Origin of the sequence: Streptomyces sp. CWNU-52B (genome assembly GCF_047444975.1) — a bacterium.
Taxonomy (GTDB): Bacteria; Actinomycetota; Actinomycetes; order Streptomycetales; family Streptomycetaceae; genus Streptomyces.
Genome location: NZ_JBLFJV010000011.1, coordinates 46,039 through 59,703, shown reverse-complemented (window position 1 = coordinate 59,703; position 13,665 = coordinate 46,039). Strand labels below are relative to the sequence as shown.

The window sequence follows — 13,665 nt, the reverse complement described above, 5'->3', positions numbered from 1 at the left end:
GAGACAAGGGAGAGCTCCTGATGTCCGACAAGCCCTCCGTGCTCTTCGTCTGTGTCCACAACGCCGGCCGTTCCCAGATGGCCGCCGCGTGGCTGACCCATCTGGCCGGGGACCGCGTCGAGGTCCGTTCCGCCGGCTCCGACCCGGGCGCCGGTGTCAACCCGGCCGCGGTCGAGGCCATGGCCGAGGTCGGCATCGACATCTCCGCCGAGATGCCGAAGATGCTCACCGTGGACGCGGTGAAGGAATCTGACGTCTGCATCACGATGGGTTGCGGCGACACCTGTCCGGTCTTTCCCGGCAAGCGGTACCTGGACTGGCAGCTGGAGGACCCGGCGGGCCAGGGTGTCGAGGCCGTGCGTCCGATCCGGGACGAGATCAAGTTGCTCACCGAGGGCTTGATCAAGGAGATCGCGCCGGAGCCAACCTCATGAGCACGAGCACGGACGTCCGCGAGGCCATCGTCATGGGCTCCGGGCCCGCCGGATACACCGCCGCCGCCCTCTAAACCGCCCGCGCCGAACTCAAGCCGCTCGTCTTCGGCGGCGCGGCCTTCGCCGGCGGGGCCCTGGCCACGACCAGCGAGGTCGAGAACTTCCCCGGTTTCCCCGAGGGCGTCGACGGCCCGGCCCTCATGCAGGACCTGCAGGCCCAGGCCGAACGCGGCGGCGCCGAGACGGTCGAGGTCGACCTGACCGGGGACGTCAAGACCGGCACGGACACCGCGGGCACGGTCCACCGCGCCAAGGCCGTGATCGTCGCGACCGGGCCCGACTACCGCAAGCGGCCCACCCATGGAGGACGAGCTGGCCGAAACAGTACGGGCGCACGTCGGGGACTGAAACGTCGCCTTCACCAAAGGTCCGCTGCGCCCCACCTCACACCGGCCCACGCCCGCGGCTCGACCACGCGTCCGCGACGCCGGCGACCGACTGCCCAAACCTGACTGTCCAAACCCTTCACCGAGCGCCCTTGGGTATGACAGAGCGTCATGTCCGGTGTGCCACCGTGGCGCGTACCCTGATCGCGATCCGGAATCGCACGGCCACTTCATCACCGGTGTCGATTAAGAGTCAGCGCTGGTCGATCGCGAGCCCGCGTGCCGCGAGCTCGATCAGGACGGGATCGCGTCGGCCTTGCAGTATCTCTGCGTTCATCTGCAGTGACTTGTTGAGCCGTCGCAACGACTTCATCTTGAGCAGGGGGCCGAACTCGGTGAGGGCGTGGAGGCCGCCGAGGATGAGTTCGGAGAGATCGGGCAGGTCGGCGAGCGTACCGATGTCCGCCACTTCGTCCATGTAGCCCATGCGCAGGTACTGGAGCGACGTGAGTCCGGCCAGGGGCGACAGGTCCCCCCAGGGCAGGCGGGAGAGGTAGAGCCGGGTCAGGGAGCGAACGGCGGGGAAGCCGGTCAGCTGCGGGACGCGTTCCACGCTCAGTACGCGTAGGTCGGGGCAGGCCTCCAGGACGCCGAGCGAGTCGAGGCTCGTGAGGCCGTCGAGTGTCAGGTCGGTGACCGGGGTGCCGCCCAGGCCGCTGACGTCCGTCAGCGAACGACAGTCCCGCACACTGACCTTGGCGAGCGCGGTCAGGCCGTCGAGGCGACCGAGGCCGGTGAGCGAGGGAAGACCGCTGAACCCGAGTTCGCGCAGGGTCGGCAGATCGCCCAGGTCACCGGGGTCGCTCAGGCCGTCGGCACGGCTGACGGACAGTTCCTCCAGCGCGCGATGGGCGCCGAGGCCGGTGAGGTCCAGCAGTCCGGGACACCTGTCGAGGCTGAGTCCGCGGAGGCCGGAGAGGGATGCGAACGGGGCGAGGTCCCGGAGCAGGCCCAGCCCGTCCAGGTGAAGCCGGAACCCGGCGGCGAGGCCGGCCAGGTCCGCGAAGTCCGCCAGCGCGGGGCAGTTCTCGAAGGTCACCTTCTCCAGGGAAGGCAGGTACCCGACTCCCCTGACGGAGGCGAACCGTTCGCCGTCCACGATCCGCAGCTCCGTCAAGTGCGTCAGCGCGGAGACTCCGCGCAGGTCGAGCAGGTCCGGACAGCCCTTGACCTCCAGCGTCGTCAGACGGGGATGGTGGCCGAAACCGCGGAAGGACTGGAACCGGGGGCAGTCCTCGATGACCAGCTCGGAGAGGTTCGCTGCCGCGGCGATGCCGGTCAGGTCACGAAGCTGCTTGCAGCTCGCCAGGCGCAGGGAGGCGAGTGCGGGCACGTTCGTCAGGCCGGTCAGGTCGCGGACTGCCGTCCAGCCCAGGTCGAGGTGGGTGAGGCCGGTCAGGCCGGAGAGCTGCGCGGGGGATCTGAAGGACCGGCAGCCGCGCAGGTTCAGGTGCTCAAGCTGGGGCAACGCCACCGCGAAGTCAGTCACTGAGTCGACCCGTGTGATGCTCAGGTCGAGGTGTCGCAGTCGGCTGAGGGACATCAGCGGCTTGACGTCGGACACCGGACGGCAGCGGTGCAGGCTCAGCCAGGTGAGCTGGGTGAGACCGCTGAGGGGGGTCAGGTCCTCGACTCCCGCGCAGCCGTTCAGGTCGAGGTGGCGCAGCTCGGTGAGCGTGCCGAGCTCCGTGAGGTCGGTTATCTCCTTGCAGCGATCCACCGTCAGTGTGCGCAGCATGGTGAGGTGCCGCAGGCCCGACAGCGAGTTCACACGCTTCAGTGTCAACTCCGTACGGCCCGCACGGCGGAAGGCCGGCGCCAGCAGGGCCGCGGCGAAGCCGTCCGGGTCGCCTGCCGTCGGCCACAGCCGCAGCAGCGTGTCCAGGGCGAGGTCCGCGACCGGTGCGAAGCGGGCGGCCAGCTTCAGCGCGGCACCGTCGTCGGTGACCACCACCAGCTCTCGCACCGCCTTGCGGGCCTGAGCCGGCTTCGCCGTTTCGAGTAGGCCGGAGTAGGCCACCACGAGTTCGTCCGGGTTTTCGCCATCGCTGATCGAAGCCATAGCCCGGAACACTACAACTACGTTCCTGACGCCCCTTGAACAGCCAAGCTCCGCACCCTGGCGGCCCCTTGGCCCTCACCGCCGCCCGGGGCGGACCGCGCGCCGAGGCCCTGGCGATGGCCGATGAGGCAGCCCGCCACGCACCGCCGGCTTCCACGGAATGCCCCGCCACTCCGCCTGTTCCCGATCAGCTCCGGAACCACACCAAGCGCGGAACACACCAAGGGCGGAACCTCACCCCATAAGGCGTTGCGCGCCTCTTGACTCCCGTCAGAGAGCCCGTCAAGACTGATGCGTCAAAGACTTGACAACGTTGTCAGGCGTACCCGCGGTGTACGCCACACCGGTGGGGGCATCATGCGATCGCAGTCCGTGCGGAGAAATCACTACCGCCCGCATTCCAGATTCACGGTCGGTCTCCTCGGGCTGGTCCTCGTCGCCGGCCCGGCTGCCGGCAGTGCGAACGCCGACTCGTCGGCCTCCGCGGCCCCCGCGGCATCGGGGGCATCGGGGGCATCGGGGGCATCGGGGGCATCGGGGGCATCGGGGGCATCGGGGGCATCGGGGGCATCGGCGAAGCAGACCGGCACCTGGCAGACGTCGTTCGAGCCGGGCGACGCTCCTTCGGACGGAAGTCCCGCCACCGGCCCCGACGGTGAACCCGACATCTCCGGGGTCGCGCACCCCGGATCCGACGAGCCAGGGCTGAGCGCCGTCGTGGACGACGGACCGGACCGGGCCTATGCGGCCAGGACCGATGTCGGATTCACCGGCCGGAACGCGCTGCACTACTCCGCCCGGCACACGGCCGACGCCGCCGCCCGCGCGAGCGCCGTGGTGGCCGATGTGAACGTACTCCTCGGTGCGCACAGCCAGTTGTCGTACCTGCTGTTCCCCGACTTCGACGAGAAGAAGGCCGACTACGCCGGCACCTACGTGGCCGTCGACCTGGAGTTCACCGACGGCTCGCGGCTCAGCGCGCTCGACACCCGCGACCAGAACGGCGACCGGCTGACCGCCCGCGCCCAGGGCGACGCCAAGACCGTGTCACCCCTGCAGTGGAACCGCCGTGCGGCGGACGTCGGCGACGTGGCGGCGGGCCGGACCGTGGACCGCATCCTGATCACGTACGACGGTCCGGACGGGACGGTCGACGTCGGGGGCTGGATCGACGACATCTCCCTCGACGACAGCCCGCCGAAGCCCCGGCACACCTCCCCCGCGGACCAGGTCCTCACCACGCGCGGAACCCAGTCCAGTGGCGACTACTCGCGCGGCAACAACTTCCCCGCGACCGCCGTCCCCAACGGCTTCAACTTCTGGACCCCGATGACCGATGCGGGGTCCCTGGGCACGCTGTACAGCTATCACCAGCAGAACAACGCGCAGAACCTTCCCGAGATCCAGGCCTTCGCCGCCAGCCACGAGACCAGCATCTGGATGGGCGACCGGCAGACCTTCCAGGTGATGCCGTCGACCGCCGAGGGCACACCGGACGCCGGGCGCGCGGCACGGGCCCTGGCATTTCGGCACGAGGACGAGACCGCCCTGCCCCACCACTACGGCGTCACGTTCACCAACGGACTGCGCGCCGACATGGCACCCGCCGACCACGCGGCGATCCTGCGTTTCACGTTTCCCGGGAAGGGCGGGCGGAAGCTGGTCTTCGACAACGTCGACGACCGGGCGGGCCTGACGATCGACCAGAAGGCGGGTACGGTCTCCGGCTGGTCGGAGACGCGTACGATCTCGGCGGGCATGAGCCGTATGTACATGTACGGTACGTTCGATCGCCCGGTGACCGGCAGCGGCATGCTGACGGCGGGAAACCGTCCCTCGACCGGCTACGTCGCCTTCGACGGCAGCGGCAAGAAGCGCGGCGACACCGTCACCCTGCGCATCGCCACCTCCCTCATCGGCGTGGACCAGGCCAAGCGGAACCTGGGGTTGGAGATCGGGGCCAGGGACTCCCTGGAGAAGGTCGCCGCACGGGCCGAAGCGGCCTGGAACGAGCGGCTCGGTGTGGTGAGCGTCGAGGGTGCGAGCCAGGACCAACTGACGACCCTCTACTCGAACCTCTACCGGATGAGTCTGTATCCCAACTCGGGTCACGAGAACACGGGCTCGAAGTCCAGGCCCCGCTACCGGCACGCCGTTCAGTCCTCCGGCTCATGGACGCCCCCGGCCAGCAGCCCTACGCAGACCGGTGCGAGGATCGCCGACGGCAAGGTGTACATCAACACCGGTTTCTGGGACACCTTCCGAGCCGCCTGGCCCGCGTACTCCCTGCTGTGGCCGAAGGTCGCGGGCGAGTTGGTGGACGGCTTCGTCCAGCAGTACCGGGACGGCGGCTGGATCTCGCCCTGGTCCTCCCCCGGCTACGCCCGCGTGATGACCGGGACCAACTCCGACGCGGCCTTCGCGGACGCCTACACCAAGGGCGTACCGGGGATCGACGCCGAGGACACGTACGCCGCCGCGCTCAAGAACGCCACGGTCCGGCCACCCGACAGCAGTGTCGGACGCGACAGCCTGGACCGCTCGACCTTCCTCGGACACGTCCCCAACGACGTCGGTGCCGGCTTCTCCTGGTCCCTGGACGGCTACGTCAACGACGACGCGATCGCCGAGATGGCCGAGAAGATGGCGAAGAGGTCCGGCACCTCGGCGAAGGAACGGAGGCGTCTGCGCGAGGAGGCGGAGTACTTCCGCGGCCGCTCGGCCGGGTACGCCGACCTGTACGACCCGTCGATCGACTTCTTCCAGGGCAAGTCGACCGACGGCGCGTGGACCACGGCCGAGGACGCGTACGACCCGCTCACCTGGGGCAACAACCACGACTACACCGAGGCCGACGGCTGGAACGAGGCGTTCCCCGCGCCGCACGACGGTCAGGGCCTGGCCGAGTTGTACGGCGGCAGGAAGGGGCTGGCGGACAAGCTCGACGCGTTCTTCGCCACGCCGGAGAAGGCCGACCGTCCCGGTTCCTACGGTTCCGTCATTCACGAGATGCGCGAGACGAGGGACCTGAGACTGGGGCAGTGGAGCATTCCCAACCAGGTCTCCCACCACATTCCGTGGATGTACTCCTACACGCAACAGCCCTGGAAGGGGCAGCGGCTCGTCCGGCAGGCGTTGGACCGGGGCTGGCTCGGCTCCGACATCGGGCAGGGCTACCCCGGCGACGAGGACAACGGCGCCACCTCGGCCTGGTGGGTGCTCAGTGCCCTGGGCCTCTATCCCCTGCAGACGTCGAGCGGTGAGTACGCCCTCGGCTCCCCGCTGTTCGAGAAGGCGACCCTCCACCTCCCCGCCGGCAAGCTCGTGATCGACGCCCCCGGTACCAGCGAGGGCGACATCTATGTGCGGGACCTGAGTGTCGACGGCAAGCGCCACGGTTCCACGACGGTCTCGCACCGCGAGATCGCCGACGGCGGCCGCCTGCGCTTCAGCATGGCGTCCGAGCCGTCCTCCTGGGGTACCGGCAGGAACGAGGTCCCCGACTCGCCGACCCCGGCCGGCGAGCGGCCGCGCCCGCTGCACGACGTCACAGGGGCGGACCGTGGCACGGCGTCGGCCTCGGGGGGCGGTGACGTCGCCGCGCTGTTCGACGACACCTCCCGGACGGCCGCCGTCCTCACCGGTGACGATCCCGAGGTCGGTTACCGCGTCAGCGCGGGCAAGGACACCGAGGTCACCTCCTACACGCTCACCTCCTCGGCGGACACCGCCGACCAGGATCCGCGTCAATGGGTACTGGAGGGCTCCGACGACGGGAAGCGCTGGACGGAACTGGACCGCCGCAGTGGGGAGGAGTTCCGGTGGCGCAACCAGACCCGGCCGTTCCGCGCCGCGCACCCGGCGAGCATGCGGGAGTACCGGCTGCGGATCGTGACGGCCGAGGGACAGCAGAAGGTGTCGCTCGCCGAGCTGGAACTGCTGACGCTGGACACCGTTCCGAAGGCGCCGGTCAAGGTGAGCGTCGGTGATGTCGCGCTGCGGGCCGGAGCGACGGCGTCCCTCGACGTGAGGCTGACCAACAGCGGGGACACCGCGGTGACCCCCGAGGTCACCGTCACCGCGCCGACCGGCTGGACCGTCGACCCCGAGCGCGCTCAGGTCGGCGAGCTGGGCGCCGGCGGTTCGGCCACGGTCGCCGTCCGCGTCACCGCCTCGGAGGGCGCTGCCCCGGGCACACAGCGGATCCGGGCCACGGCCGGCTGGGACGACTGGTCCGTGACCGGGCAGGGCACCGCACGGGTGGTCGGCGACGTCACGGAGATCGAACCGGGTACGGAGTCCGAGCACGACGTCCTGGTCGCGGACGACCGTTCCCAGACCACCGGGGACGGCTCCGACGGGCAGGCCCGCTACGCCGACGGGGACCGGTCCTTCACGTACCGTCTGCCCGTGCCCGAGGACAGCCGTGGCACCGTGACGCTCGACCTCGCCAACCAGTTCCTCGTCGAGGTGTCCGCCGACGGCACCGACTGGAAGACCGTGCTGCGCGAGCCGAACGCGGTGATCTTCCAGTCCAATCGCGAGCAGCGCACCCTGGATCTGGCCGATCTGCGCAGCCGGGCGGGTGGCGACGGCCTCTACCTGCGCTTCTCCGACAGCCGTCCCGAGGACGGCTGGGGCAGCTGGCTGGCCGGCCTCCGCGTGGAGACCTCCGGCTGACCGGCGCGGTGGCCGGCTCCTCCCCGAGGGCCGGCCACCGCCCTGGTCGCCTTCACTCTCGGCTCCCGCATCCCGGTCGTCCTCTCCCCACGTCCGTTTCCCCCACTCCTCACCCGAAACTGAACCATCTCTCAGGGAGTACACATGCGCGACGACCAAGCAGGCGCCGCCGTACCACAGTCGGAACCGCTGTCGGAGCACTCGCGCCGCACGTTCCTCACCGCATCCGCCACCGTGCTCGCCAGTGTGAGCCTGACGGCGGCGCTGCCGGACCGCGCCGTCGCCGCCACGACCGCCCCGGTGGCTGACGCGGCGGCGACCGGTACCGACCTCGCGCTCTACCGGCCCGTACAGGCGTCCTCGACCGCGTACGCACCCACCCCTGCCCACTTCGTCACGGACCGCATGGGACGCGCGGGCGTCACGGGCAGCGGCTGGCGGGCGGCCGACACCGACGGCCCTCAGTGGGTGGCGGTCGATCTGGAGGCCACCTGCCGGGTCACCGCCGTCGTGCTCGTCTTCGAGGCAACCGAGGGCGACACCGTCTACAAGCCCTCGGACGGCGTCAACCCCCGTACCAACACCACCGGTTGGGAGGTCCTGTCCAGCTATGCCACGACCTTCCGGATCGAGGTGTCACCGGACGGGAAGACCTGGAAGAAGGTGCACGAGAGCTCCACGGACAAGGGCGGCACCGTCACCGTGACCTTGGCCGAGCCGGTGGACACCCGCTGGGTCCGCATGGTCGGCACCGGTCTGTCCAACGACAACCCGCTCGGCCTGAACTCCCTCCAGGTGCACGGCACCGCGCCGTCCCGCCGCCCCGAGGCGACAGGGTGGACTCAGTGGACCAGCGGCGCTCGCCCCGTACCCACGCTGAAGCTCGCCGACGACGGAACCGTACCGATCGAGTCGGGCTGGAACGTGACGCTCGACGAGTTCGCCGGCACCGGCGGCGGGGCGCGGCTGTCCTCGCCCGGGGTCGACACCGATCGCTGGCTGCGCGCCCGGGTACCGGGGACGATCCTCGCCTCGCTGGTCGCCGAGGGACACCTGCCGGACCCGGTGAAGGGCATGGACAACCTCCAGGTGCCCGAGGCGCTCGGCAAGTCCGCCTGGTGGTACCGGCGTACGTTCTCCGTACCGCGCGGGCTGGTCTCCCGCGGACGGGAGCGCCTCTGGTTGGAGCTGGACGGCATCAACCACGCGGCCGAGATCTGGCTCGACGGCACGAAGGTGGGCGAGATGTCCCACCCCACCGCCCGCGCCGCCCTGGACGTGTCCGAACAGCTCGGCGAGGGCGGCGAGCATGTGCTGGCAGTCCGGATCGATCACATGCCCTACCCCGGCAGTCCGGGTGACCGCGGCTCGGACGGCGTGTCCTACGCCGACGCGGGCTCGGACATGATGATGCGCAACGGCCCCTCCTACCTCGCGGTGTCCGGCTGGGACTGGATGCCCGCCGTACGCGACCGGGTGATGGGCATCTGGAACCACGTCCGGCTGCGTGCCACCGGTGACGCCGTCCTCGGGGACGCGCGCGTCGACACCGTGCTGCCTGACCTGCCGGACCTCTCGCGCGCCGAGGTCACCGTCACCGTCCCGGTCCGCAACGCGGCGGCGGACGCCCGAGACGTGACGGTCCAGGCCCGGCTGGGCGGCGTACGGGTCACCAAGGACGTACGGATCGACGGCGGCGCGAGCACGGACGTGGTGTTCACGCCCGAGGACCACTCCGCCCTACGTCTGAGAGAGCCGGAGCTGTGGTGGCCGAACGGCTACGGCGAGCCCGCCCTGCACGACCTGCGTCTCACCGCGTCCGTCGGGAGGCAGGAGAGCGACGAGCGGACGATCCGTGTGGGGCTTCGCCAGTTCGACTACGCCTCCGAGAACCCGGTCGTCTTCCCGCCCGGCGCCAACCGCTACGAGCAGACCGTCGACACCGAGCGGCAGCACGCTCGCTGGGTCCGTATCCTCACCGGGCGCCGCGCCACCGGTTACGGCGCCTCACTGTGGCGTCTGTCGGTGACCGACAGCGGTACGCCGGACACCGACCTCGCGCTGCGCGCCACCGCCTCCGCCTCGTCCACCGACAACGCGGCCAACACCGCGGCGGCGGCGGTCGACGGCGACGACGACACGCGCTGGTCGTCCGCCTACTCCGACGACCAGTGGATCCGCGTCGACCTCGGCGCGGCGAGGGACTTCGACCGGATCACCCTCCTGTGGGAGTCGGCGTACGCCCTCACCTTCACCGTGCAGGTCTCCGACGACGGTGAGGAGTGGGCGGACGTGACGTCCGTCGACAACCGGCCGCACCAGCTCCAGATCAGCGTCAACGGCGTGAGGGTGCTGTGCCGCGGCGGCAACTGGGGCTGGGACGAGCTGCTGCGCCGCATGGGCGACGGCCGTATGGAGGCCGCCGTCGAGATGCACCGCGACATGAACTTCACGATGATCCGCAACTGGCTCGGCAGCAGCAACCGCGAGGAGTTCTACGCCCGTTGCGACGAGAACGGGCTGCTGGTGTGGAACGACTTCTGGAACGCCTGGTTCCTCGACCCGCCGAACCACTCCCTCTACCTCGACCACGTGCGGGACACGATCCGCCGCTACCGCTCGCACCCCTGCATCGTCGTGTGGTGCGGCGCCAACGAGGGCACCCCGTCCGGGGAGATCGACGAGGGCGCCCGTAAGGCCGTCGCCCAGGAGCACCCCGGCGTCGAGTACATCAGCAACTCGGCGGCGGGTGTGGTCAGCGGCAGCGGACCGTACGCCTGGGTCGACCCGAAGCGGTACTACTCCCCCGACCTGTACGCGCACGGCACCTTCGGCTTCCACACGGAGATCGGCATCCCGACGGTGTCGGTGGCGGAGAGCATGCGCAATCTCGTGGGGGACGAGAAGGAGTGGCCCATCGGCCTGGTGTGGAACCACCACGACTGGCTGGAACGCGGCGGACAGAACCCGCAGAGCTACCGGGCCGCCATCGACGAACGGCTGGGCGCGTCCTCTTCGTTGCAGGAGTTCAGCGCGAAGGCGCAGTTCGTCAACTTCGAGTCGATGCGGGCCATCTTCGAGGCGTGGAACGCCAATCTGTGGAACGACGCCGGCGGGCTGCTGCTGTGGATGTCCAACCCCGCGTGGCACAGCACCGTGTGGCAGACGTACGACTACGACCTGGACGTGAACGGCACCTACTACGGAGCCCGTTCCGGTTGTGAGGCCCATCATGTGCAGGCCGACCCGGTCGACTGGAAGGTCCTCGCGGTCAACCACACCGGGGAGAGGCTGCGCGGCGCGGAGGTCCGCGCCGAGGTACTGGACCTGTCCGGACGCCGCCTGGCCGATCCGCAGCGGCGGACGGTCGACGTCGCCGCCTCCGCGACGACGCGGGCGTTCGCGGTGCCCCGGCCCGCCGGCGACCACCCCGTGCATCTGGTGCGGCTGCGTCTGACACACGCCGACGGACGGACGCTGTCCCGGAACACGTACTGGCGTTACGAGCGGCCCGAGGACCTGCGGACTCTCAACGACCTCACCGGCGCCCGGCTGCAGATCTCCGGAACCCGAACGGTCCGGCGCGACGGCCGGCTCAGCCTCTCCGTCACCGTACGCAACAGGGGCCGTGTCGTCGCGCCCATGGTGCGCCTCGCGCTGCGCGACCACCGCTCGGGGAACCGGGTCCTGCCCGCACGCTACTCCGACAACTACCTGTGGCTGCTGCCCGGTGAGGAGCGCGACATCACGGTGTCCTGCCCCCTCGGCAGCCACGACCACGGCGATCTGGAGGTGACCGCGCAGGGCTACCGCACGTCCAGGGTCTCCACGCGCGACCGGCGCTGAGTCGCTGCCGTCATTCGGCACACCGTGGTTCCGTCTCTGCGGTTCCCGTCTCTGTGGTTCCCCTGTCCCCATCTGCACAGTGAGGGCGCGTCGCAGGCCACGTTCCGTACGGGTCCGCGGCGCGCACGGGTCTCGCAGAGCGGCCGGCGCAGCGGTGAGCCGCCAGTTCGTCCGGGCAGCGGACGGACTCAGCCATGCCGCTCATGGGAGGATGCTCGCCGCGAAGTGACCGAGGTCGCCGAGGTCGCCGAGGTGGCCGCCTGGCTGCTCAGCGACCGTGCCTCGATGGTGACCGGCGCGATGGTGCCGGTCGAAAGAGAAGTCATCTTTCAGAACCTCCTTCTGAAAGATCAGTCAGTACGGCGACCTGAGCACGTCGTCAGCGTCTCTCCGAGCCGCCTCGGCGAAGTCCTCGAAGCTCAGGTTGTCGATGAACAATTGCCCATGGACGTCTTGCACCGCACCCGGTTCCAGACGAAACGACGGGCTGAGTGGGACCCCCTCCTCCGAGTGGGTCGACGAGTTCCCCTGCTCCCCGTCGGCCACCTTGACGGCGAGCAGGGCGTAGTGAGAATGCTGCATCGCAGTGGAGTCCGCGAGGAAGACGACACTGATCAACCTGTCAGCGGCACGTACGGCGGCTTGTACTTCATCCGGCGTCGCGCCGGTCCACGCCGGATCGTCCACGAAGTGCACGTAGGCCTGGTACTCCTCGTCCACGCCCCACGGCTGCGTCAGCTCGACGGCTATGGCCCGCCACGTGCCCTCGTCACCGTAGTCGGTTCGTACGACAAGTGCGGCGTTCGCGTCACGACCGCCGATGACCGGGAGTGTCCTCATCGTGGCACCTTCTCCCGTGGCGAACGCCATCTGCAACTGCACGCCCCCACAGGTCAGTTGCAGCCGCCTACGAGTGCGCGGTGGTGCCGTCCTGTCGGGCGATGCAGATGCTGTCGCCGTGTTCGAGGTTCGCCAGATCGAAGAAGACGGCGCGGCTGCCGCTCCATATGTCAGCCCCGCCTGGAGGTGCGGGTTCCTGTTTGCCTGCGACCTCCCCGACCTGCGGCAGAAGGCTTCCTGCCCACTCCGATCAGCCGCTGGCCGCCGCGGCGGCCGCGTTCTGGCGCTGCTGCAGTGACAAGACCACCAAGCCCGCGAAGACCTGAAGAGGGAGCGGCACGTCGGTGAGGTCGGCCATCAGTCCGCTGCCGAACCGGCCCCGCCGGAATTCGCCAAGGACGCTCTTGCCCCGGACCAGCTGCCGCTTTCCACGCAGGGCCGACGGGCGGGTCAGCTCGTACTCGGACTCCCCGTCAGTGATGTACCACCGCCGGCCGGAACGGTGCGCCTCGGCTCGGACCGGCCCTCCCGCTTCTCCCGCGAGCATGCGGAAGGAGCGTCCCCAGTTGGAAGAGCGCAGCTCGAAGACTTCGCCCGCCAGCTCGACGTGACCGCCCGACTTCCAGGCACGGGCGGACCATCGCGCGACCGGCACGCCTTCCGACAAGATCTGGTAAGTGCGTCCGAAGGCGCGTTCCCGTTTGATCTCAAGCATGAAGCACTCCCTGGCCAACAGATAGGAAAGACCCTGAACAAGCATCCGTCGCCTTCCCTCGGGAAGCCCGTCGATGCCCGGCAGCGGCCTTTGTCCGACCGCTCAGAGGGACTTGACGTCGACGATCAAGTCGGTGCCGGGGCTGTCGCTCCTCAGGACCGCGATCCGATTCCCCGAAGGGAGCGCCACGCCGACGAGGCGGTTCTGACTACTCGCGCCATTTCGAACCCCGGGCCTCGCACAGCAACGTGGAGTGCGCCGGTTCCTACGGAGCTGTCCTGGCCCGGTTCCTGAGCCGGAAAAATATGCAGGTCGTCGAGGTCAACCAGCCCGATCGCGCCACGCGGCGCAAGCGCGGCGAGTCCGATGCCGTCGATGCGGATGCCGCCCGCCCGGCCCTGAAGACCGGCCGGCCATCGGGCGGCTCGGAAAGTTGCGGCATTCCCTCGCACGTTCCGCCCAACGTCAGGCTGGGGCGGTGAGTCCGGATTCCAGCAGTTGGGCTGCTTGCCGGATGTCGGTGACGATTTGCCTCACGCGGGTCGCGGGAGTACGAGAGCGTCAGGTGGAAGGAGTAGACCGTCGCGACCGGTCTCGCAGGTCTGCTCCCCCGGCTCAGCGGCCGTCGAAGCCCTCAGAAGG

The 13,665-nt window shown here is 69.7% G+C and carries 8 protein-coding genes and 1 pseudogene; 5 read left to right on the top strand and 4 right to left on the bottom strand.

All coding sequences use genetic code 11. From position 1 onward, the window contains the following. Positions 1-20: 20 nt before the first annotated feature. Together ACLVWQ_RS13365 and ACLVWQ_RS13360 are read left to right on the top strand one after the other, a co-directional pair. On the top strand, positions 21-434 hold the full coding sequence (locus tag ACLVWQ_RS13365) for an arsenate reductase ArsC (RefSeq protein ID WP_414108714.1): 414 nt from the start codon (positions 21-23) through the stop codon (positions 432-434). Further along, a pseudogene (locus ACLVWQ_RS13360) lies at positions 431-812 on the top strand (NAD(P)/FAD-dependent oxidoreductase); the annotation flags it as partial. The gene ACLVWQ_RS13365 and the pseudogene ACLVWQ_RS13360, both read left to right, overlap by 4 nt. A 261-nt stretch (positions 813-1,073) precedes the next feature. Here ACLVWQ_RS13360 and ACLVWQ_RS13355 read toward each other — a convergent pair. Then, entirely contained in the window at positions 1,074-2,942 is a 1,869-nt protein-coding gene (locus ACLVWQ_RS13355) for a hypothetical protein (protein WP_414108713.1), read from the bottom strand. Between the two features lie 717 nt (positions 2,943-3,659). Here ACLVWQ_RS13355 and ACLVWQ_RS13350 point away from each other — a divergent pair. Beyond that, entirely contained in the window at positions 3,660-7,622 is a 3,963-nt protein-coding gene (locus ACLVWQ_RS13350; RefSeq protein ID WP_414108712.1) for a GH92 family glycosyl hydrolase, read from the top strand. Positions 7,623-7,766: 144 nt separating this feature from the next. Next, positions 7,767-11,468: a discoidin domain-containing protein gene (locus ACLVWQ_RS13345; RefSeq protein WP_414108711.1), complete on the top strand. Its 3,702-nt coding sequence runs from the start codon at positions 7,767-7,769 to the stop codon at positions 11,466-11,468. 188 nt (positions 11,469-11,656) lie between these two features. Here ACLVWQ_RS13345 and ACLVWQ_RS13340 read toward each other — a convergent pair whose 3' ends face one another. The 3 genes from ACLVWQ_RS13340 to ACLVWQ_RS13330 form a co-directional block, all read right to left on the bottom strand. Continuing rightward, complete coding sequence (locus ACLVWQ_RS13340) at positions 11,657-11,794, bottom strand: hypothetical protein (RefSeq protein ID WP_414108710.1); 138 nt, start codon at positions 11,792-11,794, stop codon at positions 11,657-11,659. 28 nt (positions 11,795-11,822) lie between these two features. Beyond that, entirely contained in the window at positions 11,823-12,350 is a 528-nt protein-coding gene (locus ACLVWQ_RS13335; RefSeq protein ID WP_414108709.1) for a DUF6924 domain-containing protein, read from the bottom strand. A gap of 208 nt (positions 12,351-12,558) precedes the next feature. Continuing rightward, complete coding sequence (locus ACLVWQ_RS13330) at positions 12,559-13,068, bottom strand: hypothetical protein (protein ID WP_414108708.1); 510 nt, start codon at positions 13,066-13,068, stop codon at positions 12,559-12,561. A gap of 260 nt (positions 13,069-13,328) precedes the next feature. Between ACLVWQ_RS13330 and ACLVWQ_RS13325 the strand changes: the two genes are divergently transcribed. Further along, on the top strand, positions 13,329-13,505 hold the full coding sequence (locus ACLVWQ_RS13325; RefSeq protein ID WP_414108707.1) for a hypothetical protein: 177 nt from the start codon (positions 13,329-13,331) through the stop codon (positions 13,503-13,505). Positions 13,506-13,665 lie beyond the last annotated feature (160 nt).

Excerpts from the sequence above, each read along its gene's own strand:
- ACLVWQ_RS13365 (WP_414108714.1), top strand. The coding sequence starts at position 21 with ATGTCCGACAAGCCCTCCGTGCTCTTCGTCTGTGTCCACAACGCCGGC.
- ACLVWQ_RS13355 (WP_414108713.1), bottom strand. The coding sequence starts at position 2,942 with ATGGCTTCGATCAGCGATGGCGAAAACCCGGACGAACTCGTGGTGGCC.
- ACLVWQ_RS13345 (WP_414108711.1), top strand. The coding sequence starts at position 7,767 with ATGCGCGACGACCAAGCAGGCGCCGCCGTACCACAGTCGGAACCGCTG.
- ACLVWQ_RS13340 (WP_414108710.1), bottom strand. The coding sequence starts at position 11,794 with ATGACTTCTCTTTCGACCGGCACCATCGCGCCGGTCACCATCGAGGCA.
- ACLVWQ_RS13330 (WP_414108708.1), bottom strand. The coding sequence starts at position 13,068 with ATGCTTGTTCAGGGTCTTTCCTATCTGTTGGCCAGGGAGTGCTTCATG.
- ACLVWQ_RS13325 (WP_414108707.1), top strand. The coding sequence starts at position 13,329 with ATGCAGGTCGTCGAGGTCAACCAGCCCGATCGCGCCACGCGGCGCAAG.